The organism is Lysobacter sp. GX 14042 (genome assembly GCF_021390425.1).
In the GTDB taxonomy this organism is placed as follows: Bacteria; Pseudomonadota; Gammaproteobacteria; order Xanthomonadales; family Xanthomonadaceae; genus Novilysobacter.
On record NZ_JAJUWY010000003.1, the window covers coordinates 143,232 to 167,881 of the forward strand.

21 protein-coding genes are annotated in these 24,650 nt (G+C 69.7%); 8 read left to right on the forward strand and 13 right to left on the reverse strand.

The window, feature by feature from the left end; genetic code table 11:
• Window positions 1-109 precede the first annotated feature (109 nt).
• The 6 genes from LY625_RS06875 to dnaA form a co-directional block, all read right to left on the reverse strand.
• Entirely contained in the window at window positions 110-1,321 is a 1,212-nt protein-coding gene (locus tag LY625_RS06875) for a tetratricopeptide repeat protein (RefSeq protein ID WP_233738786.1), read from the reverse strand.
• 120 nt (window positions 1,322-1,441) lie between these two features.
• Entirely contained in the window at window positions 1,442-2,245 is an 804-nt protein-coding gene (locus LY625_RS06880) for a M48 family metallopeptidase (protein WP_233738788.1), read from the reverse strand.
• A gap of 77 nt (window positions 2,246-2,322) precedes the next feature.
• Window positions 2,323-4,812 carry a DNA topoisomerase (ATP-hydrolyzing) subunit B gene (gene gyrB / locus LY625_RS06885; protein WP_233738790.1) on the reverse strand — a complete coding sequence of 830 codons (2,490 nt, stop codon included), beginning with the start codon at window positions 4,810-4,812 and terminating at the stop codon, window positions 2,323-2,325.
• A gap of 139 nt (window positions 4,813-4,951) precedes the next feature.
• Window positions 4,952-6,058 carry a DNA replication/repair protein RecF gene (gene recF, locus LY625_RS06890; RefSeq protein ID WP_233738792.1) on the reverse strand — a complete coding sequence of 369 codons (1,107 nt, stop codon included), beginning with the start codon at window positions 6,056-6,058 and terminating at the stop codon, window positions 4,952-4,954.
• Window positions 6,059-6,146: 88 nt separating this feature from the next.
• Window positions 6,147-7,247, reverse strand: coding sequence for a DNA polymerase III subunit beta (gene dnaN, locus LY625_RS06895; protein WP_233738802.1), 1,101 nt, complete (start codon window positions 7,245-7,247; stop codon window positions 6,147-6,149).
• 231 nt (window positions 7,248-7,478) lie between these two features.
• Entirely contained in the window at window positions 7,479-8,828 is a 1,350-nt protein-coding gene (gene dnaA, locus LY625_RS06900) for a chromosomal replication initiator protein DnaA (protein WP_233738818.1), read from the reverse strand.
• A gap of 195 nt (window positions 8,829-9,023) precedes the next feature.
• Between dnaA and rpmH the strand changes: the two genes are divergently transcribed.
• From rpmH to LY625_RS06925, 5 genes are all read left to right on the forward strand, one after another.
• Window positions 9,024-9,164 (forward strand): 50S ribosomal protein L34, encoded by a 141-nt coding sequence (gene rpmH / locus LY625_RS06905; RefSeq protein ID WP_027070414.1) that lies wholly within the window; start codon window positions 9,024-9,026, stop codon window positions 9,162-9,164.
• Window positions 9,165-9,211: 47 nt separating this feature from the next.
• Window positions 9,212-9,676, forward strand: coding sequence for a ribonuclease P protein component (rnpA, locus tag LY625_RS06910; RefSeq protein ID WP_233738830.1), 465 nt, complete (start codon window positions 9,212-9,214; stop codon window positions 9,674-9,676).
• Window positions 9,673-11,403, forward strand: a complete 1,731-nt coding sequence (gene yidC / locus LY625_RS06915) for a membrane protein insertase YidC (protein WP_233738832.1) — start codon at window positions 9,673-9,675, stop codon at window positions 11,401-11,403. The genes rnpA and yidC overlap by 4 nt, the downstream gene beginning before the upstream one ends.
• 109 nt (window positions 11,404-11,512) lie before the next feature.
• Complete coding sequence (mnmE, locus tag LY625_RS06920; protein WP_233738841.1) at window positions 11,513-12,886, forward strand: tRNA uridine-5-carboxymethylaminomethyl(34) synthesis GTPase MnmE; 1,374 nt, start codon at window positions 11,513-11,515, stop codon at window positions 12,884-12,886.
• Window positions 12,887-12,996: 110 nt separating this feature from the next.
• Window positions 12,997-14,055 carry an energy transducer TonB gene (locus tag LY625_RS06925; protein ID WP_233738843.1) on the forward strand — a complete coding sequence of 353 codons (1,059 nt, stop codon included), beginning with the start codon at window positions 12,997-12,999 and terminating at the stop codon, window positions 14,053-14,055.
• Between the two features lie 79 nt (window positions 14,056-14,134).
• Here LY625_RS06925 and LY625_RS06930 read toward each other — a convergent pair whose 3' ends face one another.
• The 6 genes from LY625_RS06930 to LY625_RS06955 all read right to left on the reverse strand — a co-directional run bounded on the left by LY625_RS06930 (window position 14,135) and on the right by LY625_RS06955 (window position 19,176).
• Window positions 14,135-15,313 carry an ABC transporter permease gene (locus LY625_RS06930; RefSeq protein WP_233739083.1) on the reverse strand — a complete coding sequence of 393 codons (1,179 nt, stop codon included), beginning with the start codon at window positions 15,311-15,313 and terminating at the stop codon, window positions 14,135-14,137.
• A gap of 11 nt (window positions 15,314-15,324) precedes the next feature.
• On the reverse strand, window positions 15,325-16,071 hold the full coding sequence (locus LY625_RS06935; protein WP_233738851.1) for an ATP-binding cassette domain-containing protein: 747 nt from the start codon (window positions 16,069-16,071) through the stop codon (window positions 15,325-15,327).
• Between the two features lies 1 nt (window position 16,072).
• Window positions 16,073-17,605 (reverse strand): alpha/beta fold hydrolase, encoded by a 1,533-nt coding sequence (locus LY625_RS06940; RefSeq protein ID WP_233738853.1) that lies wholly within the window; start codon window positions 17,603-17,605, stop codon window positions 16,073-16,075.
• 108 nt (window positions 17,606-17,713) lie between these two features.
• Complete coding sequence (locus LY625_RS06945) at window positions 17,714-17,914, reverse strand: helix-turn-helix transcriptional regulator (RefSeq protein ID WP_233738855.1); 201 nt, start codon at window positions 17,912-17,914, stop codon at window positions 17,714-17,716.
• A gap of 1 nt (window position 17,915) precedes the next feature.
• Window positions 17,916-18,314, reverse strand: a complete 399-nt coding sequence (locus LY625_RS06950; RefSeq protein ID WP_233738857.1) for a hypothetical protein — start codon at window positions 18,312-18,314, stop codon at window positions 17,916-17,918.
• A 94-nt stretch (window positions 18,315-18,408) separates the two neighbouring features.
• Window positions 18,409-19,176: an FAD-binding oxidoreductase gene (locus tag LY625_RS06955; protein WP_233738859.1), complete on the reverse strand. Its 768-nt coding sequence runs from the start codon at window positions 19,174-19,176 to the stop codon at window positions 18,409-18,411.
• Between the two features lie 143 nt (window positions 19,177-19,319).
• Between LY625_RS06955 and LY625_RS06960 the strand changes: the two genes are divergently transcribed.
• Together LY625_RS06960 and LY625_RS06965 are read left to right on the forward strand one after the other, a co-directional pair.
• Window positions 19,320-20,303 carry an ABC transporter ATP-binding protein gene (locus tag LY625_RS06960; RefSeq protein ID WP_233738868.1) on the forward strand — a complete coding sequence of 328 codons (984 nt, stop codon included), beginning with the start codon at window positions 19,320-19,322 and terminating at the stop codon, window positions 20,301-20,303.
• A complete protein-coding gene (locus LY625_RS06965) occupies window positions 20,300-21,073 on the forward strand; it encodes an ABC transporter permease (RefSeq protein WP_233738870.1) in 774 nt (257 codons plus the stop codon). Before LY625_RS06960 ends, LY625_RS06965 begins: the two co-directional genes overlap by 4 nt.
• Window positions 21,074-21,100: 27 nt before the next feature.
• Here the strand turns inward: LY625_RS06965 and LY625_RS06970 are convergent, their stop codons facing one another.
• Complete coding sequence (locus LY625_RS06970; protein ID WP_233738880.1) at window positions 21,101-21,898, reverse strand: TatD family hydrolase; 798 nt, start codon at window positions 21,896-21,898, stop codon at window positions 21,101-21,103.
• Window positions 21,899-22,062: 164 nt separating this feature from the next.
• Between LY625_RS06970 and hrpB the strand changes: the two genes are divergently transcribed.
• Window positions 22,063-24,585, forward strand: coding sequence for an ATP-dependent helicase HrpB (gene hrpB, locus LY625_RS06975; protein ID WP_233738887.1), 2,523 nt, complete (start codon window positions 22,063-22,065; stop codon window positions 24,583-24,585).
• Window positions 24,586-24,650 lie beyond the last annotated feature (65 nt).

Sequence of the window (24,650 nt, forward strand, 5' to 3'; positions counted from 1 at the left end):
CCACGGGCTTCGAAGATGGCTCCCGCCTCGGCGGACGGGAACTTCCAAGGATATAACAAAACAGGTTGGCGGAAGGTTGCCGGAATGTGTCGCGTGGGCGGGAAGTCCGTCAGTTGCCCGCCGAAATGATGGCGCGCGCGTCGTCGGGGCTCTTCACGCCCTTGTCCAGGGCCTGGCGTGCGGCCTGCACCGCTTCGGCCATGCGGTCTTCCTGGAACAGCACCTTGGCCAGGTTCAGGTAGGTCTCCCCGTCATCGTCCAGCGGGGCGGCCTTCTGGTAGGCCTCGATCGCCGGGCCGGGCTGGTCGGAGAAGTAGTACGCCTGGGCGAGCGCGACGTAGGTGTTGTGCTCGGGCGGAAGCACGCCACGGTCCAGGCCTTCAGTGATGACCTCGGCGGCCTTGCGTTCCTGCCCATCCATGTTGAGGTAGGTGACGTACAGCTGGTTGTACTCGGCGGCGGTCTCGAGCTGGCCGCCGGCACGCAGGCGCTCGAGCACTTCGATCGCCTTGTCGGTCATGCCGGCCTGGTCGTAGACCACCGCCAGGTTCAGCAGCGCCCGACGGTCGTCAGGCTTGGCCTCGGCGACTTGCTCGGCCATGCGGACCGCCCCGGCGGTGTCACCGCTCTCGGCGTAGACCTGCATCAGCAGTGCCTGCCATTGCGGATTGGGGTTGTCGCTGGCGGCGATCGCCTCCTGGATCACCTGCGCCGCCTCTGCGTAGCGCTCCAGCAGGTACAGCGCCTGGCCTTTCATCACCAGGTCCTGCGGGTTGTTGCTGCCACTGCCGGCGAAGAACTGCTCGAAGGTCGCCAGGGCGGCCTCGTTCTGGTCGGCGGCCTGCTGCATCTGCGCCAGGTTGAGCATCGCGCCGAAATGCGAGTTGTTGTCCAGCGCGTTCAGGTCCACGGCCTGCTGCATGTAGTCGATCGCGGCCTGGACGTCGTCGGCCTCGTAGGCGGCCTGGGAGGCGAACTGGGCCGCGTAGGCCTTCTCGTAGTCGTTGGCCTTCGGGTCGGCGAGGATCTCCTCGGCCACCACCCGGGTACCGGCCATGTCGTCGTTGGAGTACCGCTCGTTCATCTGCTCGAGCTTCTTTCCGACCGCGCGCGAGGCCGTTCCGGTGGGAGCTTTGCGGGTCGCGTTGGGGTAGCGCTCTTCCTGCTTCTGGCTGCGCTGGTCGGAACGCTGCTCACGACGGTCCTTGCCGCGGGCCTGGGGGTCGGCGTGGACCGGCGCCGAGGCCAGTGTGCCGAAGGCGAGGACAGCGCCGATGGCGGCAGCGAGGATGGTGCTGGAAGTGGAGACAGAAGCAGTCATGACAACCTCGTATGTTCCTTGCGGCGCAGGGTGACCGCGGCGTGAAAACGCCAGATCGACGAAACTAGCAGAAACGCGGTGGAGGAAGAAACCGTTTGCCTTGGCCGAATCTGCCGGGACTCAGCCGCAGTTGGGACGCTTGCCGGCGCTGCGCGCGCGTTCATATACGGGAACCAGGTCGGTCGCCCGCGCACCGAGTTCGGCGATCCGCGACTGCGGGTTAGGGTGGGTGGACAACCACTCCGGCCCTTGGCTGCCGCCGGCGGAAATCATGTTCTGCCAAAGCCCGACCGCCTCGCGCGGGTCAAAGCCCGCCTCCGCCATCAGCCGCTGGCCGACCACGTCGGCTTCGGTCTCCTGGGTGCGGCTGTTGGGCAGCAGGAACGCGGTCTGCAGCGCCGCACCGCCCAGCTGCTGGGTGGCCTGGGCAGCATTGGTACCGTACTGCGAGCCGACCAGGGCGCCGAGGATCCCGAGGCCGGCCTGGGCACCGTACTGGCGGGTGATGCGCTCATCATGGTGGCGCGAGACCACGTGGCCGACCTCGTGCGCGATGACCGCCGCCAGCTGGTCCTGGTTGCGGGCGACCTTGAAGATCCCGGTGTAGACGCCGACCTTGCCGCCCGGAAGCGCGAAGGCATTGGGTGAATCGTTGCTAAACAGCGCCACGTCCCAGCCGGTCTGGGCAGAGGCCGGAAGCTCACGCACCACCGCACCGACCACGCAGCGCACGTAGTTGGTCTGGGCCGCGTTGCTGCTCAGGGGCTGCTGCTGCCGGTATTCCTGGAACGCCTGCTCACCCATCTGGTCCAGTTGCTGCTGCGACACCGCGCCCACGGTCTGGGTGCGCCCGGTGGGCGAGGTCGTGGTGGCACAGGCGGCAACCGCAAGACTCACCGCGCAGGCCAGGAGTAGACGCTTCATAGAAGGGCGGTCCTCGAAAGGGAGGCAACGGTGATAACGCCACGACCATGAATGGGCCGTCAAGCGGCCCACCGTGGTCAGTAGTCGAGGTTGCCGGCCTTCAGCGCGTTGTCTTCGATGAACTCCCGGCGGGGCTCGACGATGTCGCCCATCAGGGTGCTGAAGATCTGGTCGGCAGCCACCGCGTCCTCGATCCGTACCTGCAGCAGGCGACGGGTCTCGGGGTTGACCGTGGTCTCCCACAGCTGCTCGGGGTTCATCTCGCCCAGGCCCTTGAAGCGCTGGATCTGGCGCCCCTTCTTGGCCTCGTCCAGCAACCAGGCATGGGCCTCCGCGAAGCTGCCGATGTCCTGGTGGCGGTTGCCGCGGGAGATCGTGGCACCCTCGCGCACCAGGCCGTGCAGCTGCGCCGCGGCCTCGCGCACCGGCCGCAGTTCGCCGGACTCGAAGGCGGCGAGCGGCAGGACCTGCAGAAGCTCCTCGCCCATGTGGCGGCGGCGAACCAGCAGCGCCGGGGGATGCCCCTCGCTGGCCGGCTGCAGGTCCAGCGAGTAGCGCGGACGACCGGCGCCGGAGCGGTTCAGGCGTTTTTCCAGCGCGTCGAGCTCATGCCGCTCATCGATGTTGCCGGCCAGGTGCTCGGCGTCCAGCGGGGTGAAGTCGATCAGCGCCTCGAGCACCGCCGGGTCATAGCGGTGGCTGCTGCGGGCGATCATGTCCCGGGCCCCGGCGAATGCCAGCAGCAGCCGCTCCAGCGCGGCGCCGGTGACCGGCGGCTCGCCCTCGGCCGGCACCAGCGCGGCGCCCTCGATGGCGTTGCTGGCCAGGTACGCGTTGAGCGCGGCATCGTCCTTGAGGTACAGCTCGGTCTTGCCCTGCTTGATCTTGTACAGCGGCGGCAGGCCGATATAGACGTGGCCGCGCTCGATCAGCTCGGGCATCTGCCGGTAGAAGAAGGTCAGCAGCAGGGTCCGGATGTGGCTTCCGTCCACGTCCGCGTCGGTCATGATGATAATGCGGTGGTAGCGCAGCTTGTCCGGGTTGTACTCGTCCTTGCCGATGCCGGTACCGAGCGCGGTGATCAGGTTGCCGACCTCGGCCGAACCGAGCATGCGGTCGAACCGCGCCCGCTCCACGTTCAGGATCTTGCCGCGCAGCGGCAGCACGGCCTGGTTCTTGCGGTTGCGGCCCTGCTTGGCCGATCCGCCCGCGGAGTCACCCTCGACGATGAACAGTTCGCTGTGGGCGGGGTCCTTTTCCTGGCAGTCGGCCAGCTTGCCGGGCAGCCCGGCGATGTCCAGCGCGCCCTTGCGGCGGGTCAGGTCGCGTGCCTTGCGCGCGGCTTCGCGGGCACGCGCGGCATCGATCACCTTCTCGGTGATCGCGCGGGCCTCATTGGGATGTTCTTCGAGGAACTCCTGCAAACGTGCGCCGAACTGGCTCTCAACTACCGGCTTCACGTCGGAACTGACCAGCTTTTCCTTGGTCTGGCTGGAGAAGCTCGGGTCCGGCACCTTCACCGACAGCACGGCGATCATGCCCTCGCGCATGTCGTCGCCGGAGAGGTTGATCTTGGCCTGCTTGGCCAGGCCATTGGCCTCGACGTAGTTGCTGAGCGTGCGGGTCAGCGCCGCGCGGAAACCGGCCAGGTGGGTGCCGCCGTCCTTCTGTGGAATGTTGTTGGTGTAGCAGAACATCGTTTCCTGGTAGGCGTCGGTCCACTGCAACGCCACCTCGACGGTGATGCCGTTCTGCTCGCCGGTCAGGTCGATCACGGTCGGGTGCAGCGGGTTCTTCAGCTGGGCAAGGTGCTCGACGAAGGAGCGGATGCCGCCTTCGTACTGGAACACGTCGCGGCGGCCTTCCCCGCGCTCGTCCACCAGGCTGATGCGCACCCCGGAGTTCAGGAAGGAGAGCTCGCGCAGCCGGCGCGCAAGGACCTCGTACTGGAACTCGGTATTGGTGAAGATGCTGGCGGCCGGGCGGAAGCGCAGCAACGTGCCGCGCCGTTCCGACGCTTCGCGCCTTTCCAGCGGGTACAGCGGCTCGCCCATCGAGTATTCCTGGCGGTGGTGGTGACCGTCGCGCCAGATGTCCAGCCACAGGTGTTCCGAAAGCGCATTGACCACCGAAACGCCGACACCGTGCAGGCCGCCGGACACCTTGTAGCTGTTGTCGTCGAACTTGCCGCCGGCGTGCAGCACGGTGAGGATCACCTCGGCCGCCGAGACCCCCTCCTCCTTGTGGATGTCGGTGGGTACGCCGCGACCGTTGTCGGAGACGCTGACCGAACCGTCTTCATGCAGCGTCACCACGATGTCGTCGGCGTGGCCGGCAAGCGCCTCGTCGACCGAGTTGTCGACCACCTCGAACACCATGTGGTGCAGGCCGGTGCCGTCGTGGACGTCGCCGATGTACATGCCCGGGCGCTTGCGGACCGCCTCCAGGCCGCGCAGCACGGTGATCCGGCTGGAGTCATAAGCCTGCCCGCTGGGGTCCTGCGCGGGCTCGGCCGGCGCATCCTGCGCAGGCTGGGAGGGGTCGACGTGCTCGGTATTCTGGGTCATGCAGTGTCCTGCTCCTGGTGGCGCATGCGGCGGGCGCAGCACGCGTCAGGATCAATGGAATCAAGCATCGCAGTATACCAGCCCGCTTCCCTCACCCCGGGGTCGCCCGGGGCCCCGGCTGCCGCCGGCAGCGGCGCATTCAGCACGGAACACCCGGTCCGAGCTGCCCATGTTCCACGTGGAACCGTATGCAGCCCGTGGTTCCGGGTGCGCCCGCCGGAACCCCGGTGCCGGTCACGAACACCTGTGCGCCGCTGCCGGCGAGGTAGTCCAGTACCCGTGCCTGATGGGTGCGGTCCAGCTCGGACGGGAGATCGTCCAGCGCAACGACCGGCCACTCTCCCGTGACCTCCGCATGGTGGCCGGCCTGGGCGAGCAACGCCGACAACGCGGTAAGTTTCGCCTGGCCACGCGACAGCGCATCCCGGCCTGGAATTCCGGAGAACCCGATCTTCCAGTCGGCGCGGTGCGGGCCGACCGAGGTAAAGCCGGCCTGCCGGTCCCGCTCGCGCGCGAGCAGCAGCGCATCGGCAAGGCCACTGTCTGTTTCCTTCCAGCCTGGCTGGTACTGCAGTGCGACTTCACCGAGTGCGGGTGCCAGTTCGCGTGCGAGCGCCGCCATCCGTGGCTCGAGGGCCTGCAGGTAGTCGCTGCGCATCGCACCGAGCCGCTCCCCCGCGCCTGCCAGCTCGGCCTCCCACGGCGCAAGCTCCGCATCGCCCGCACGGCGCTTGAGCAGTGCGTTGCGCTGCTTGAGCGCACGGGAATAGCGGCGCCAGGGAACCATGAAATCGCGTTCCACGTGGAACAGTCCCCAGTCGAGATAGCGCCGCCTGTTGTCCGCGCCGCCCGCTACCAGCGCGTGACTCCCTGGTTCAAAGGTCACAACGGCGAATGCCGCACAGATGTCGCCGAGCTTGTCGACCTGCGATCCGTCGAGACGCCCGGTCCACGCGTGTCCGGAATGCCGAAGCCCCGCCTGGCGCGCGGTGGGCGCGTCGCCTCGCGGATCCGGAGCTGATGTCCATTGCGCGAAGACCTCCAACGCCTCGTGCCCCTCGCGCACCAGGCCTTCGCGCACACGGCCGCGGAAGCTCCTGCCGTAGCCAAGCAGGTGCAAGGCCTCCAGCACGCTCGTCTTGCCCGCACCGTTGTCCCCGACCAGGACGTTGAGACCGGGCCCCGGGGCGAGGCTGACTTCTCCGAAACGTCTCAGGTTGCGGATATCGAGCCGGGTCACACGCAACGGAACCACCCTCTGGCGCCTGGCATCCCGACAGCATCACGCCCGGACGTGCCGGGCGTGAAAAGGTGCGGTTCCACGTGGAACACCCTTAAAGCCTGAGCGGCATCACCACGTGACGGCAGCGGGCGTTGCTGGCTTCGCGCACCAGCGCCGAGGAGTTCGCGTCCCGCATGGCCAGGATCACCTGCTCCTCCTTCAATGCGGACAGCGCGTCCAGCAGGTAGTTGACGTTGAAGCCCACCGCCAGCCCGTCCACCCGGGTTTCGGCCTCGACCTCTTCCTGGGCTTCCTCCTGCTCCGGATTGTGGGCACTGATCTTCAACTGCGACGGTGACACCTCGATGCGGACGCCGCGGTACTTCTCGTTGGAGAGGATCGCCGCACGCTGCAGCGAAGCGCGCAGCACCTCGCGGTCGATCTTCACTTCCTGATCGGCCCCGATCGGGATGACGGCCTCGTAATCGGGGAAACGCCCGTCGATCAGCTTGCTGGTAAAGGTCACATCATCGCGCTTGACCCGCAGGTGGCCGCGCCCCATCTCCAGCTCGACCTCGCGGTCCCCGCCCTCGAGCAGGCGCTGCAGCTCGGTCACGCCCTTGCGCGGGACGATGATCTGGCGCTTGGCCTGCGCGCCGCCGCCGTATTCGGCCTCGCACAACGCCAGCCGGTGGCCGTCCGTCGCCACGCACCTCAGGCTGCCGTCGCGAAGGTCGAACAGCAGCCCGTTGAGGTAGTAGCGCACGTCCTGCTGCGCCATCGCGAACGAGGTCCGCTCGATGAGTTCCTTCAGCGTGGCCTCGGGCACCGTGACCCGCTCGGTCGCCTCGACCTCGTCGATCGACGGGAAGTCGTTCGCCGGCAGGCTGGCCAGGGTGAAGCGCGAACGCCCTGCCTGCACCGTGACCTTCTCGGCGCTCTGGCTGACCGTCACGCGGCTGCCGTCGGGCAGGGCGCGGATGATGTCGAACAGCTTGCGTGCCGGGATCGTGGTCTCGCCGTCCGACGCGTCGTCGACGGCGACACGGGACACCATCTCGACTTCCAGGTCGGTACCGGTCAGCGACAGCTGGCCATCCCGGACCTGCACCAGCAGGTTCGCCAGCACCGGCAGGGTCTGGCGACGTTCAACCACGTTGACGACCTGCGCCAACGGCTTCAGAAACACTTCGCGTTGCAGGCTGAAACGCATTCGGTCCTTCCCCTATGCCCAGTACAAGAGAATGTATAAATCAAAAGCTTGGAGGCGGTGGAGTCACTGGATAAGTCCTGAAACGACCGCAACTTGCTGATTCGTCTATTGTTTTGCCGCCGTGAAACCCATGTAGAACCCGGGGCCGAGCCTCGGTACAAGCTGTGGACAACTTTCGTCCGCTGGCGCCGGTTCAGAGTTGTCCACAAGTTGTGAGCAGGCTCCCGGAGCTTATTCACTGAGCTTGCGGATCAGCTTTTCCCAGTCCTCGCGCAGCTTGCCATCGCTCTCGCTGAGGTTGCGGATCTGCCTGCAGGCGTGCAGCACCGTGGTGTGGTCGCGCCCGGCAAAGGCATCCCCGATCTCCGGGAGGCTGTGTTCGGTCAGTTCCTTGGTCAGCGCCATTGCCACCTGTCGCGGGCGGGCCAGCGAACGGGTGCGGCGCTTTGACAGCAAGTCCTTGACCTGCAAGCCATAGTAGTCTGCCACGGTCTTTTGTATGTTGGTGATGCTGACCGCCTGCTGCTGGGCGCGCAGCAGGTCGCGCAGGGTCTCCTGGGCGAAATCGGTGGTGATCGGCTTGCCGGTGAAGTTCGCCCGCGCCGTCAGCGTGTTCAGGGCGCCCTCCAGGTCGCGTACGTTCGAGCGCATCCTCTTGGCCAGCAGGAACGCGACGTCCTCCGGAATCCGCGTCCCCCGCTCGGCGGCCTTCGACAGCACGATCTGCGCCCGGGTCTCGAAGTCCGGTGGCTCGATCGCCACGCTCAGCCCCCAGGCCAGGCGCGATTTCAGCCGCGGCTCCAGGCCCTCCACCTCGCGCGGGTAGCGGTCGCAGGTGAGGATGATCTGCTGGCGGCTGTCGAACAGCGCGTTGAAGGTGTGGAAGAACTCCTCCTGCGTCCGGTCCTTGCCTGCGAAGAACTGGATGTCGTCGATCAGCAGCGCATCGACCCGCTGGAACTGGCGCTTGAACGCGTCCATGTTCTTCTCCTGCAGGGCACGCATCATGGCGCTGAAGAACTGGTCGCTGCGCAGGTACATGACGCGGGCGCCGGGCGCGTTGGTGCGCATCCGGTTGCCCGCGGCGAACATCAGGTGGGTCTTGCCCAGTCCCGTGCCGCCGTAGAGCAGGAGCGGATTGTGCGCCCGGTCGCCCGGCTTGAGCGCGGCCTGCATGGCGGCCGCGCGGCCCAGCTGGTTGCTGCGGCCCTCGACGAAGTTGTCGAAGGTGTAGTGCGAATCCAGGTTGCCGTCGAACGGTTCGACCGGCGCGGGCGCGCGGGCGGCGGCACTACCGGCCGGCGGCGCCACGACCGGTGGCGGCCGGCGTGGCAGCGAACCGACTTCCAGGTTGACCGCGCCGGAGCCACCGAAGTGCGCCAGCAGTTCGCGGATCCGGTCCAGGTAGCGCTCGCGCACGTGTTCGACCACGAAGTCGTTGGGCGCGTACAGCACCATCGCGTCCGCGCGCGGGCTGGCCTGCAGCGGGCGCAACCAGGTGTGGACGTCCTCGGCCGGGAGTTCGGCTTCGAGGCGTTCCAGGCAGCGGGGCCAGGCGTCGAGGGTCGGGTTGTTGTCCACGTGGCGGATCGTTCGGGCGCGGGTCGGCCGCACGCGCTGGCGGACAGCGGGTGCCGGACGGATGCGGGGACCAGGCAGACTATCATGGCGGCCGGTCCGGCGGCCGACCGGGGCGAGCGGATTACACGTTTGACCCGGGAGCCGGGGCCGGACTAGACTTGTCGGTCTTTCTCCGCAGAATCCAGAGCCAACGTCATGGCCACCAAGCGCACCTACCAGCCCAGCAATCTCAAGCGCAAGCGCGACCACGGTTTCCGTGCGCGCATGGCGACTGCCGACGGCCGCAAGATCCTGGCCCGTCGCCGCGCCAAGGGCCGCAAGCGCCTGAGCGCCTGATCGCGGTCGTGGACCAACGGCCGCCCGGTGCCGCCGTTGCCACTTCCATGACAGCGGCCCGCTTCCCGCGCTTGGCGCGGGTCCGCGCCAAGGCCGAGTACGACAGGGTATTCAAGCACGGACGACGTACCGCGTCGCCCGTTCTTGTGCTGCATGTCTACCGCGAAGACGCGTCCCCCGGCCCGCGAATGGGACTGGCGGTCTCGCGGAAAGTGGATCCGCGCGCGGTCGGCCGCAACCGCATCAAACGTGTGTTGCGCGAGACCTTCCGCCATTACCGCGACCGGTTGCCCGCCGGTGACTATGTCCTGGTGGCCCGCACGGCTGCCCGCGACCTGCCCAATCCCGAACTCGCCGACGCGTTCCTGAAGCTGTTGCGGCGGGCCGGTGCGTTGCCCCCTACCGGCCACGCCGGCACAATGCCGACGCCGCGTCATCCGGCGCCTCCCACTTCCACCGCTCCCGTCCCGTCATCGGACGGTGGCCGAGCCTGTCCGCCTGCCCGCCCATGAACCAGACCCGTGTATTCCTGATCATCGCCTGGCTGATGGTGGCGACGCTGCTGTGGATGGAGTGGAACCGGGAGCAGGCCGCCCCGCCCGCCAAGGCCCCGGTCGCCAGCGGCAGCACGGTACCGCAGGCGATCCCCGCGGTTCCGGCCGCCGACGGCAGCGTGCCGGCGGTGCCGCAGGAGTCGCCCGCGGCCGTGCCCGGGGCGGCCCCGGCGGCCTCCGCCGCGGTCCTGCCGGCGGCCACCGTGCGCACCGATGTGCTGGAGGTCGACCTGGACGGCGGCGGGATCACCCGCGCCGACCTGCTGGCCTACCCGGCCAGCAATGATCCCGAAAGCCCGCCGGTGCGCCTGTTCTCCGACGCCCCGGAGGACTACTTCGTCGCCCAGAGCGGCTGGGTGAGCAACACCGGGGCGGCGCCGACCCACGAGGCAGGCTGGGTGCTCGACCGTGCCTCGCTGCCCGCCGGCGCCGACTTCCACCTCGACGAGGGCGAGCAGCAGCTGGTGGTGCCGTTCCTGTGGCAGGGCCCGGACGGGGTGCTCATCCGCCGCAGCTATGCCTTCGAGCGCGGGCAGTACGTGGTGCAGGTCCGCGACGAGGTCATCAACCAGGGCACGCAGCCGTGGCAGGGGTTCGTCTACCGCCAGCTCGCCCGGGTGCCGCGTGGCATCCAGGCCAAGGGGCCGATGAGCCCGGAGGGCTACAGCTTCCAGGGCGCGGCCTGGTACAGCGCCGGTGACAAGTATCAGCGCCGCCCCTACGACGACTTCATCGACGACGGTCCGCTCAACAAGCAGGTCACCGGCGGCTGGATCGCCTTCCTGCAGCACCACTTCTTCGCTGCCTGGATTCCCGGAGCCGACGACACCGCCACCTTCTCGCTGGCCACGCCCCCGGCCGACGGCGGCAGCCGCTACCTGATCCGCGAGGTCGGGCCGGGCGTGTCGGTCGCCCCGGGTGGCAGCTCGCAGACCAGCGCCCGCCTGTGGGTCGGTCCCAAGCTGTCGGAGCAGATCAACGCCCAGGCCGTGCCGGGGCTGGAGCGGGCAGTCGATTTCAGCCGCTTCAGTGTCATGGCCACGCTGGCCGGCTGGCTGTTCTGGGTGCTCGAGAAGCTCCATGGGCTGCTGGGCAACTGGGGCTGGGCGATCGTCGGCCTGGTGGTGCTGCTGAAGCTGGCGATGTACCCGCTGTCGGCCGCGCAGTACAAGTCGATGGCCAAGATGCGCCGGTTCCAGCCGCGCATCGCCCAGCTCAAGGAGCGCTACGGGGACGACAAGCAGAAGTTCCAGATGGCGATGATGGAGCTGTACAAGAAGGAGAAGATCAATCCGGTCGGTGGCTGCCTGCCGCTGCTGCTGCAGATGCCGGTGTTCCTGGCGCTGTTCTGGATGCTGTCGGAGTCCGCCGAACTGCGCCACACGCCGTGGATCCTCTGGATCAACGACCTGACCGCGCGTGATCCGTACTTCGTGCTGCCGGTCATCAACATGGTGCTGATGTGGGCGACCACCCAGCTCAATCCGACGCCGGGCATGGACCCGATGCAGAAGCGGATGATGCAGCTGATGCCGATGGTATTCGGGGTGATGTTCGCCTTCTTCCCGGCTGGCCTGGTGCTGTACTGGGTGACCAACGCCGGGCTGGGCCTGCTGCAGCAGTGGTGGATGATCCGCAAGTACGGGGACAAGCCGCCAGTGGCATCGCCGCCGGCGAAGGCCTGACCGCCGCCCGCGCCTGACCCTGGAGCCCGCCTGACCGGCGGGCTTCGCTTTTTCGTGCCGTTGCGCGCCTCGTGCTTGTGTACCGGACGCGTACTGCGATCATTGCCCGATGGCCGACCGCGACACCATTGCCGCCATTGCCACCGCCCCGGGGACCGGCGGGGTCGGGATCGTGCGCCTGTCGGGTCCGGCGGCACGGCACGTCGGCGAACTGCTTGCCGGGCGTCGCCTGGTGCCGCGCCACGCCCACCACGCGGTGCTGCGGGACAGTGATGGCGAGCCGATCGACGATGGCATCGTGCTGTACTTCGCCGCACCGGCCAGCTACACCGGCGAGGACGTGGTCGAGTTGCAGGGCCATGGCGGGCGTGCGGTGCTCCAGGCCCTGCTGGCACGCTGCCTGGCACTGGGCGCCCGGTTGGCCCGGCCCGGCGAGTTCAGCGAGCGCGCTTTCCTCGAGGGCCGGCTGGACCTGGCCCAGGCCGAGGCGGTCGCCGACCTGATCGCCGCCGGCGATGCCCGCGCGGCCCGTGCGGCACGGCGGACCCTGGACGGCGAGTTCTCCACCCGGGTGGAGGCGATCGCGCAGGGGCTGCTGGAGGTGCGGATCCACGTGGAGGCGGCGATCGACTTCGCCGACGAGCCGATCGACACCCTGGGCGGCGGGCAGTTGCGCGCAAGCCTGGTCGAGCTGGACCGCCAGCTGGACGCCCTGCTGGCTGCCGCCGAGCGCGGCCGCCGGCTGCGCGAGGGCCTGCACGCGGTGATCGTCGGGCCGCCCAACGCCGGCAAGAGTTCGCTGCTCAACGCGCTGTCGGGGAGCGAGCGCGCGATCGTCACCGACATCGCAGGCACCACCCGCGACCTGCTGCACGAGCAGGTCCATGTCGAAGGGGTCGAGCTGACCCTGGTCGACACCGCCGGGCTGCGCGAGGGAGGCGACGCGATCGAGCGCGAGGGCATGCGCCGTGCCCGCGACGAACTGGGCCGGGCGGACCTCGCCCTGGTGGTGCTGGATGCGCGCGAGCCGGATGCCGGGCTGCACGCGCTTGGGGATGCGCTGGAACGGGTGCCGGCGAAGGTCGTGGTGCTCAACAAGGTGGACCTGCTGCCAGGCAGCGCGAGCGAGGACGCGGGAATGGCGTTCCCGGGTGCGCTTCGCTTACCCGGGCTACGGGGTGGGGTGCCGGTGTCGGCGCGTACCGGCGAAGGACTGGAGGCGCTCCGGGCCGCGCTGGCCCGGGCGGTCACCGGGGACGATGCCGGGGACGGCGAGTTCACCGCCCGCACGCGGCACGTGGAGGCGCTGCGCGAGGCCGCCGGCCAGCTTTCGGCGGCGCGCGGATGGCTCGCGACCGAGCAGCTCGAACTGGTCGCCGAAGCCCTGCGCCTGGCGCATGACGCCCTGGGGACGATCACCGGGCGGGTCGATGCCGATACCCTGCTGGGGCACATTTTTTCCAGCTTCTGCATCGGCAAATGAGGCGCCGGTCGCGTTCCCGGACGCCTTAGCCACTATCATCCGGGCTGCGGCCCCCCGGGAGGGGGAGGGACGCGATGGCCTGGATCAGGTCGCACAAGGGGGAACATCAGATGAGCAACACAGACATTCAGGCGTGCCCGCGCGCGTCCGGCTCGACGGGCGTACTGGCCCGGCTGACGCTTGTCGCCGCGCTCGGCGTGGCGCTGGCCGCCTGCGGCGGCGCCGACGAGCCGACGGCCGCACCGTCGACGCCGCCGGCCCCGGCTGCCGCCACGGCAGCACAGGGCAGTGACGAGGCCGCCGCCGCCGCGGCCCAGGCCGAAGGAACCCTGGCCGCAATGGGCGCCGACGAGCTGCGCACCGCCGCGCGGGCGGCCTACTCCGAAAACCGCCTGTACGCGCCGGCGGGCGACAACGCCGTGGAGTACTTCCTTGCCCTGCGCGGGAAGTCGCCCGGCGATGCGTCGGCGTCCAGCGCGCTGACCGACCTGCTGCCGATGACGGTGATCGCCACCGAGCAGAGCCTGGCGCGCGAAGACTTTGAGGAGGGCGAGCGGCTGATCGCCCTGCTCGGCCGCGTCGACGCCTCGCACCCGGCGCTGGAGCGCCTGCGGCACTCGGTCGAGACCGGCAAGCGCGACATGGCCAACCGGCTGGCACGTGAGCAGGTCAGCGCGGAGGAGCAGGCGCGCCGCCAGGCGGAGCTGGAGCGCCAGCGCGCCGCCGAACAGCAACGCCAGCAGGAGGCGGCCGCCCGCGAACTGGCCGAACAGCAATCCGCCGCGGAGCAGGAAGAGGCCGCCGCCGCCGCGCGGGCGGCCGCGGCGCAGCGTGAGCAGGAGGCGGCCGAACGACTCGCCGCCGAGCAGCGTGCCGCCGAGCAGCGCCGTGCCGAGGCCCAGCGTCGCCCGACCGCGGCGGACCTGAGGCCGCTGTCGACGCCGGCACCGGAATACCCGCGTACCGCGCTGCGTACCGGCCAGTCGGGGGAGGTGGAAGTCGAGATCACCATCGGCACGGACGGTGCAGTGAGCGCGGCGCGGGTGATCCGTGCCGACCCGGCCCGCGTATTCGACCGCGCCGCGCTGTCGGCGGTGGAGCGCTGGCGCTTCCAGCCGCTGTCGGAACCGGTCACTGCGCGGCGCACGATCGCCTTCAGTCCCGACTAGGCGGCCGGCCGCCGATGGCACAAGGAAAAGGCCCGGTACGCACCGGGCCTTTTCCGTTTTCCCCGCGGGGTATCCCCCGTCAGGCCGAGATCGCCAGCTTCTCGCGGTGGTACAGCCGTCCGGCGGCAAGCCACAGCAGCAGCGCCAGTCCAAGGCCCGCGCCCAGGTAGATCGCCCATTGCTGGGCGCTGATGGCGTCGCTGCGGACCAGTGCCATGATCATCTGGTTCTGGGCCAGGAACGGCACCGCGAACTGCCACGGCTCTTCCTTGACCGGATTGATCAGCAGGATCAGCGTCGGGATGATCGGCAGCAGCATGAGCACGCTCATGTAGCTCTGGGCTTCCTTGACCGATTTCACGCTGGCCGCGATCAGGGTCAGCAGCGTGGTGCCGATCAGGACCATCACCAGCAGCACCAGCAGCAGCTGCGCCATCACCGGCCAGCTCACGTCCACCTGGGCCAGCGGCCCGGGCGCGAACATGAAGCTGAGCTTGAAGGCCAGCAGGATCAACAGCAGGCTGAGCATGCCGAAGGCGCAGGCGGCGACGATCTTCCCGCTCATGATCGCGCTGCGCGGGGCCGGCGTGGCCAGCAGCGGTTCCAGCGACTGCCGCTCGCGCTCGCCGGCGGTGACGTCGATCACCAGGTAGGCCCCGCCCAGGAATGCCGACAGGATCAGCAGGTAGGGCAGGAAGGCAAGCATCATCCCGCGCTTGGCCTCCGGGGTCGCGACATCGCGGTTGGCGGCGGTGACCGGCGCGGTGGCCACCGGGCTGATGCCCCGGGTCATCAGCCGCAGCACCCCCACCGTGCCGGCGTATTCCTCGATCGCCGCGCGCACCCGGCTGACCGGGATCGACGAGTCGCTGCGCGAGCTGTCGTGCACCAGTTCCACCCGCGCATTGCGCCCGGCGCGCCACGCCTCCGGGTAGCTGGCGTCGATCACCAGCACGACGTCGTGTTCCTGGTCGCGGATGACCGCCTCGGCGTCCTGCGGTGCCGGCAGGATCTCGATGTTCCGGCTGCGCAGGTGGTTGACCAGGTTGGGCGCGTGGTCGGCGCCCACCACCGGCAACTCCAGGGTCGATTCCAGCTGGGTGCGCATGCGCTTTTCCATCATCCCGCCCATGCCCAGGATCAACGCCGGCAGCAGGATCGGTCCCATCAGCAGGCCCAGCAACACGGTCCGGCGGTCGCGGAACAGGTCCAGGAGTTCCTTGCGGGCGACCGACAGGATCGTGCCCATCGCATTGATGCGTGGCGTGTTCATGCGTGCAGGCCCTCCTCCGAGCCGATCAGGCGGACGAAGGCGTCCTCCAGGTTCTGCTCGCCGGTGCGGGCGCGCAGCTCGTCGGGGCTGCCCTCGGCGCGGACCTCGCCGTCGGCGATCACCACGATGCGGTCACACAGCGCGGCGACCTCCTGCATGATGTGGCTGGAGAAGATCACGCAGCGCCCCTCCTGGCGCAGCTGCTGCAGGAACTCGCGCAGCCCGCGGGTGGTCATCACGTCCAGGCCGTTGGTCGGCTCGTCCAGGATCACGTTGCGCGGGTCGTGCACCAGGGCGCGGGCAATCGCGGTCTTGGTGCGCTGGCCCTGGGAAAAGCCCTCGGTGCGGCGGTCGAGGAAGTCGTGCATCTGCAGTGCCGTCGCCAGCGTGTCGGTGCGTTCGGCGATGGTGCGCTCGTCCAGGCCGTGCAGCCGGCCGAAGTAGGCGATGTTCTCGCGTGCGGTCAGGCGCTTGTAGACCCCGCGGGCATCGGGCAGCACGCCCAGCCGTGCGCGTACCGCGGCCGCCTGTTCGCGGAAATCCAGCCCGTCGACCCTGACGCTGCCGCGGTCGGGATTCATCAGGGTGTAGAGCATCCGCAGCGTCGTGGTCTTGCCGGCGCCGTTGGGGCCGAGCAGGCCGGTGATCTCCCCGTCGCGTGCCTTGAACCCCACCCCGCGCACCGCGTGGACGGGGCCGCTGCGGGCCTTGAAGGTCTTGTGCAGGTCGTGGACCTCGATCATCTCAGGGCTCCCAGCCGTAGGTGCCGGCGAAGGGCGGCACCGGTTGCAGGCGGTCCAGGCACGAGGCGTCCAGCGCCCCGGCGTCGGCGGACTCGATGAACTGCGCGGCCAGCGTCGGCATGCAGCCGGCCGGCAGCACGTTGTGGCCCTGCCCGGGCAGCACCAGGTGGCGGCCGTTGGGCAGGTGTTCGACCACCGCATCGCCGTAGCGGGCCGGGGTGACCGGATCGAACTCGCCGCTGATCGCCAGCAGCGGCACATCGGTGGCCAGCGGCTCGCGGAAGGCGGGTACGCGCTCGCCGCGCGGCCAGGCCTCGCACTGGGCGCGGGTGAAGTCGAGCAGTTCGGTGCCCATCACCGTCCCGGCATCGCCGTCCCCGGCCGCCATGTCCGGGTAGTCCTCGGTGCAGGTGACCGACAGCTGCATGCCGTGGGCGATCTGCCCGCCCAGGTCGGTCATCAGCATCTGCGCCTGGGCCATCAGCGACTGGTAGCGGCCACCGGCCGCCTCGTGCAGCAGCAACGGCAGGGTCGCGGTCGCCGCCGGCTGGTAGGCGTACATGCGCAGAAGCGCGGCAAGGTGGCCGTAGGTCGGCGTGTCGCGGGTCCATTCGCCGGTGACCGGGTCGCGGTAGTCGACCGCGTCAAGGCCACCGGCCTCCAGCTGGCCGCGGACCTTCGCCAGGTTGGCCGCCGGGTCGCCCAGGTTGCCGGCGCATGCGGCGTCCTCGCGGCAGCGCTCGAACAGGCGCTCGAGCGCGGCCTCCAGGTTGGCGGCGTGCTCGTTGCCCAGTGGCAGTGCGTTGGGGACCACCGAGTCCAGCAGGACGGTCCGGGTGTGCTCCGGCCAGGCGGCCGCGTACTGCTGCGCGACCCGGGTGCCGTAGGAGATCCCGACCAGGTTCAGCTGTGGCGCGCCGATGAGCGCCCTGACCTGCTCCAGGTCGCGGACGTGGTCGGCGGTGCCGTAGAAGCGCAGGTCCGCGTGGGTCGCCAACTGGTCTCGGCAGCGTTCGGCGAAGGCGCGGGCGGCCTCGACGGTGTGCTCGTCGGGGTCGCTGAAGGCGGTGTTGCCGTCCTCGTCATGGCAGGCGAGCAGGTTCGAGCCGCCGGTGCCGCGCGCATCCACCAGCAGCACGTGGCGGTTGCGCCGGATGTCGCCGAACGCCGCGTGCAGCATCGGATAGCTCTGCAGCGCCGACTGCCCGGGTCCGCCGGCGATCATCACCACCGGATCGGGCTGCGCGTCGCCGGAGGACTCGATCCAGGCCACCGCGAGCTCGATCGCGCGCCCGTCAGGGTCAGCACGGTTCTCGGGCACGCTGACCTTGGCGCAGCGGGCCTCGACCGCACTGCCGAGGGGTGCGCTGAGCGAACACGGCTCGAAGGCAATGTCACCGTAGTACACGCCACCATCGGTGGTGACCTCTGGCCCTCTGGGCTCCGGTGCGGCGGCCTGGCACCCGGCCAGCACCACGGCAGCGGCCACGACGAGCAAAGCCGCGGGCCGGGGCAGGGAAACGACAGGTCTCATCTGGAGTCCTCTGCAGGAGAGTGAAAGAAGCGCCCGGCTTCGCAGCCACGCGATACACCGGACATGTGTATTAATAAACCAATACACACGGCTGTCAATGGCCGTGCGTCACTGCGGCTCGTCATACAGGAAGATCGTCTCGATCGGCTCGGCGAACAGCCGCGCGATTCGGAAGGCCAAGGGCAGGCTTGGATCGTACTTGCCGGTCTCGATGGCGTTCACGGTCTGCCGGGAGACCTCCAGCCGCTCGGCAAGGGCGGCTTGCGACCATCCCGCGGCCTCGCGGAGATCGCGTACCCGGCTGCGCATTTCAACGGTACCTGCGCACGGCAGCGAACTTGGCCAGCCCGAACACGGCGAACATCGCCGGCAGGATCCACAGCCACCAGTCGCCGCTGACCGTCAGCACGTCCGCCGCCGCCAGCATCCCGAGGCTGAAGGTCCCCAGCCCGACGACAAGCGCGGCGATGGCGATCGCTTCACTGTCGATCCGGCGCTGCAGTTCGTCCTCGTCGCGCACGTACCGCAGTACCGCCCGCAGCACCAGGCCGACCGGCAACACCGGCAGCAGCGCGACAACGGCCCGCACTGCTGGCCCCGCCGAGGCGAGTGGCCCGTTGAGGGCCGTGATCGAGGCGACCAGTACCAGGACGTAGGCCGACATCGCCACGCCGAACTCACGCATGTAACGCCGGTGGATGTGCTGCACGGCCCTGTCCTGTAAAGCGAACTTGACATCAAGGATTGGCTTCGCGGCCCCACGTGTCAAGGACTCTTTACAGCTGGCGCCCTCCGCCCCGCGTTTATTTGCTGCTGACGTACTTCTCGCGCCGGATCCGGCGCGGCTCCAGGCCGGCCTCGCGCAGGGCCTCGAATGCGGCATCGACCATGTTCGGGTTGCCGCACAGGTAGCTGATGTCGCGCGCCGGGTCCGGCGCGAGCTCGCCGATGAACTGCTGGACGTACCCGTGGCGGACATCCGCATGGGCATGCGAGGAGTCCGCCGCCGGCAGCTCGCGCGAGAAGCACGGCAGGTAGCGGACGCGGTCCGGGTGGCGGTCGGCGAAGGCGCGGAACTCCTCGCCATACAGCAGTTCCTCCGGTCGCCGCGCGCCCTGCAGGAACGCCACCTGGACGCCACGTTCGGTGACCGCCTGCTCCAGCAGCGGCAGCATCGACCGGTAGGGCGTGACGCCGGTGCCGGTGGCGATCAGCAGGTAGCGGCTGTTGTCGTCCTGCGGCATCAGGCAGAAGCGCCCGAACGGCCCGCTGGCCTCCAGCGTGTCGCCCGCTTCCAGCCCCTCGAACAGCGCGGTGGCCGCGCCGCCGGGCACGAAGCTCACGGCGATCTCCACCTGCGTCGCCGGTCCGCTGCCGGGCGGGTGCACCGTCGCCAGCGAGTAGCTGCGCTTGGTCTCGGTACCGTCGGCATAGCGGAAATGGACCTGGATGAACTGCCCGGGCAGGAACGGCAGCGGCTGGCCGTCGCCCCGGCGGAACACGTAATGGCAGATGCCCGGTGCCAGGGGGCGCCAGGATTCGAGCACGAGGGGAAAACGCTGGATCGGCAAGGGAGGGCCTGGATGCGGGGGAACGGGCCTGCGGCGGGGCGGGACACAGCGTGCCGCGGGCCGCAGCGGCGAGCCGCCTATACTAACGCGGTCCTGGCGGGACAACGTGCGCCCGCCTCCCCCCGCACTAAGGCTGCATGCGCATGAACCCAATCCCGACGGCATCCGCCGACGGGCACGCGCCGGCTTCCGCCGGCGTGGTCCCGGCCCTTTCGATCAGCGACCTGCGAAAGACCTACGACAACGGCGTGCAGGCGCTCAAGGGCGCCTCGCTGGAGGTCGCCGAGGGCGACTTCTTCGCCCTGCTCGGCCCCAACGGCGCCGGCAAGAGCACCCTTATCGGCATCGTCAGCTCACTGGTGAACCTGACCGGCGGCAGGGTCGAGGTGTTCGGCATCGACATCACCCGTGACCGTGACGCCGCGATGCGCCAGATCGGGCTGGTGCCGCAGGAGATCAACTTCAACACTTTCGAGAAGCCGGTCGACATCCTGGTCAACTACGCCGGCTTCTATGGCGTCTCCCGTGCCGAGGCGATCCGCCGGGCCGGGGAGGAACTGCGCCGTGCCCACCTGTGGGAGAAGGCGGAAGTCTCCAGCCGCACCCTGTCGGGCGGCATGAAGCGCCGGCTGATGATCGCCCGGGCGATGATGACCCGGCCGCGCCTGCTGATCCTCGACGAGCCCACCGCCGGGGTGGACATCGAGATCCGCCGGGACATGTGGCGCACCCTGCGGCGCATCAACGAGTCGGGCACCACGATCATCCTGACCACCCATTACCTCGAGGAAGCCGAGTACCTGTGCCGGAACCTGGCGATCATCAACCACGGCGAGATCGTCTCCAGCGGACCGATGAAATCGCTGCTGGCCAGGCTCGACGTGGAGGGCTTCGTGCTGGATGTCGACGGTGAGCTGCCGGCCACCCTGCCGGTGGTGGAAGGCGCGACGCTGGCGGCCGCCGACCGCCACACGCTCGAACTCGACATGCCGCGCACGATGAACCTCAACCGGGTGTTCGCCGCCCTCGACGCCGCCGGCATCCGGGTGCGCTCGATGCGCACGCGCAGCAACCGGCTGGAGGAACTGTTCGTGAGGATCGTGGCCCCGGCGGGAGAAGGCGCATGAGCGGCAGCCCCAACCTGGTCGCCCTGTACACCATCGCCCGCCGCGAGATCACCCGGATCATGCGCATCTGGGCCCAGACCCTGGTGCCGCCGGCGATCACCATGACCCTGTACTTCCTGATCTTCGGCGGGCTGATCGGCTCGCGGATCGGGACCATGGACGGCATCGCCTACATGGACTTCATCGTCCCCGGGCTGGTGATGATGAGCGTGATCCAGAACAGCTACGGCAACATCGCCTCCAGCTTCTTCGGCGCCAAGTTCGGGCATTACGTCGAGGAACTGCTGGTCAGCCCGATGCCCAACTGGGTGATCCTGGGCGGCTACGTCGCCGGTGCGGTCGCGCGCGGCCTGGCGGTGGGCGTGATCGTGATGCTGATCGCCTCGCTGTTCACCGACGTGCGCATCGCCCACCCGTTGGTGACCGCGACCACGGTGTTCCTGGGCTCGGTGATCTTCGCCCTGGCCGGCTTCATCAACGCGGTGTTCGCACGCAAGTTCGACGACGTGGCGATCGTGCCGACCTTCATCCTGACCCCGCTGACCTACCTGGGCGGCGTGTTCTATTCGATCACCCTGCTGCCCGACTGGGCCCAGGCGATGACCCGGGCCAACCCGATCTTCTACATGGTCAACGCCTTCCGCCACGGCCTGCTGGGCAGCAGCGACGTGCCGCTGTGGATCAGCTACGCGTTGATGGTGGGTTTCGTGGTGCTGCTGGCCTCGACCGGGCTGGTGCTGCTGCGGCGCGGGGCCGGGTTGCGCAGCTGAGGTCGCGCGGGTCCCGGGTGCGGCCCCTCATTCCACCGCTGGCAACCGGAAAAACGCGCGCGTGGTCGCGGTCGCATTCGCCGCCGTCACCGCGACCTCCTCGCCGCGGTCGCGGGCCAGCTCCTCGACGATGTGCGGCAGGAACATCGGTTCGTTGCGCCGGTCCTTCGGCATCGGCTCCAGGGTGCGCGGCAGCAGGTAGGGCGCGTCGGTCTCCACCATCAACCGGTCGGCGGGGATGTCCCTGACGAACCCGCGCAGGTGGCGCCCGCGCCGCTCGTCGCACAGCCAGCCGGTGATGCCCACGTGCCAGTCCTGGTCGAGGTAGTCGTACAGCTCCTCGCGGGTGCCGGTGAAGCAGTGCACCACGGCGGGCCCGAGCCGGCCCTGGAAATTGCGCATGACCGCCATGAAGTCGGCATGCGCATCGCGCTGGTGCAGGAACAGCGGCTTGCCGGTCTCGACCGCAATCTGCAGCTGCATCTCGAACGCGCGCCGCTGCGCCGGCCGCGGCGAGAAGTCGCGGAAGTAGTCGAGCCCGCACTCGCCCACCGCCACGACCTCGGGGTGGACATGCAGCGCACGTATTTCCGCATCGCACTCGGCGGTGTACTCGCTGGCGTGGTGCGGGTGGACCCCGGCGGTGGCGAACAGCTCGCCGGGGTGCGCACGCGCCAGCTCCAGCGCCATCGGCGAGTGCTCGCGGCTGGCGCCGGTCACCACCATCTGCACTACGCCCGCCTCCCGGGCGCGCGCCATGACCGCACCGCGATCGTGGTCGAAGGAGTCGTGGGTGAGGTTCGCGCCGATGTCGATCAGTTCCATGGGGCGCATTGTAGGAGAGGTGCTTCGGAGAGTTCGCGGGGGAGCCGGCTGCCGCCTGCGGCCTTACCCCCGGCTGCGTGGCGGGGGATTGCCACACACACAAACACCTCCTCCACCGTCATCCCCGCGTGCGCGGGGATGACGTGGCCTGCCATCATTTGCGGGTGAGCAAGACCGCGCTGCCCATCGACGAGGTGCTCCCGCAGATCCGCGGCAGCCTGCGTGACCACACCCGCCTGGTGCTCGAGGCGCCGCCCGGCGCCGGCAAGACCACCCGGGTGCCGCTGGCGCTGCTGGAGGAACCATGGCTGCAGGGGCGCAGGATCGTGATGCTGGAGCCGCGGCGGGTGGCCGCGCGGGCGGCGGCGCGGTTCATGGCCGGCGCGCTCGGCGAGCAGGTCGGACGGACGGTGGGATACCGGATCCGCTTCGAGAACCGGACCTCGGCCGACACCCGCATCGAGGTCGTCACCGAGGGCATCCTGACCCGGATGATCCAGGACGACCCGGCGCTGGACGGCGTCGGCGCGGTGCTGTTCGATGAGTTCCACGAGCGCCACCTGGCCGGTGACCTCGGCCTGGCGCTGGCGCTGGACGTGCAGGCCGGGCTACGCGAGGACCTGCGGGTCGTGGTGATGTCGGCGACCCTGGACGGCGCGCGCCTGTCGCAGCTGGTCCAGGCACCGCGGGTGTCCAGTGCCGGGCGCGGCTTCCCGGTCGAGGTGGGGCATTTCCCCGCCCGGCGCGAGGAGAAGCTGGAGCACCAGGTGCGCCGTGCGATCGACCATGCGCTGGCGGCGCACGCCGGCGACGTGCTGGTGTTCCTGCCCGGTCAGCGCGAGATCGGGCGGGTGCTGGCCTTGCTCGCCGGCCAGTTGCCGGCGGAGGTGGAGGTCCTCGCCCTGCACGGCGAGTTGCCGGTGGAGCAGCAGTCGCGGGTCCTGCAGCCTGCCTCCGAGGGCACGCGGCGGGTGGTGCTGGCGACCAATGTCGCCGAGTCCAGCGTCACCCTGCCGGGGGTGCGGGTGGTGGTCGACAGCGGGCTGGCGCGCGAGCCGCGCTTCGATCCCAACAGTGGCTTTTCGCGACTGGACGTCGTGGCCATCAGCCAGGCCTCGGCCGACCAGCGCGCCGGCCGCGCCGGACGGGTCGCGGAAGGCTGGGCCTACCGGTTGTGGCCGCAGTCGCAGCGGCTGGAGCCGCAGCGCCGGCCGGAGATCACCCAGGTCGACCTGTCGGGGCTGGCGCTCGAACTCGCCGCCTGGGGCTCGGACCGGCTGTGCTTCGTCGATCCGCCGCCGCCGGGTGCGTTGGCCGCGGCGCGCGACCTGCTCGCCCGGCTGGGCGCACTGGACCAGGACGCGTTGACCACGGCTGGCAGGCATCTCCTCGCCCTCGGCACCCATCCCCGGCTGGGCGCGATGCTGGGTGCCGCGGCCAACCCGGTCGAGGCCGCGGTCGCCTGTGACCTCGCCGCGTTGCTGGAATCACGTGATCCACTGCGCGGCAGCGGCGATGCGCTCGCCGCCCGCTGGCGGGCGCTGGCCGGGTTCCGTGGCAACGCTCGTGGCGCCGTGCCTGTGGGTGGCAGCGCCGGTGCGCTCGCGGCCATCGATACCCTCGCCCGGCAATGGCGCCGACGCCTGCGCCTCGATGCACCGCCGCCGCCCAGTGTCCCCGCCCACCTGCTCGGCGACCTGCTCGCCCATGCGTTCCCGGAGCGCATCGCCCGCCAGCACCCTGCAGATCCGGACCGATACCAGCTTGCCAGTGGCCGGGGCGCCACCCTGCTGCCGGACAGCATGCTGCGCGGGGAGCCATGGCTGGTGGTCGCCGGCCTGCGCATGCCCGTTGCAGGCGACCGCGGACAGGCGCGGATCCTCCAGGCGGCGCCGCTCGACCCGGCGCGGCTGGAGCGGGAGTCGCCGGCACGCTTCACCAGGACCGACGAGGTCCGCTGGGATGCCGCCACCCGGCGCATCGTCGCGGTGCGCGAGCAGCGCTTCGATGCCATCGTCCTCGATGCCCGCCCACTGCCGGCGCCGGACCGCAGCCGCTACGCCGAGGCCCTGGTGGACGCGGTCCGCCAGCTTGGCCTGGCGGCGTTGCCGTGGAGCCCGGCACTCGAGCAGTGGCGTGCCCGGGTACGCTGCCTGGGCGCCTGGATGCCCGGGCTCGGGCTGCCGGCGCTTTCCGACCAGGCACTGCTCGACACCGCGGATCACTGGCTGCAGCCCGCGCTCGACGGGATGAGCCGGCTGGACGCACTCGGCCCGGATGCGTTCGCCAACGCACTGCACACCCTGCTGGGCTGGGACCGGCAGCGCGACCTGGATCGCCTCGCTCCGGTCCGGGTGACTGTGCCTTCGGGGCTCGCGCGTCCGCTCGTGTACGCCTTCGACGACGCCACCGGCGGGCCGGCGGAGCCGGTGCTGGCGGTCAAGCTGCAGGAGCTGTTCGGCCTGGCCGAAACCCCGTGCATCGCCGACGGCCGGGTACCGCTGATGCTGCACCTGCTCTCGCCCGGCGGCCGGCCGCTGCAGGTCACCCGCGACCTGCGCGGATTCTGGGAGCGCACCTACCCCGAGGTACGGCGGGAAATGAAGGGCCGCTATCCCCGGCATCCGTGGCCGGAGGACCCCTGGACGGCAGCCGCGACCCACCGGGCCAAGCCGCGCCCGCGCTGAGCCTGCGTTCAGCGGGCCGGCAGGCGGCTCACGCGGGAAAAACGCGGCTGTGGGCAGACTGCGTG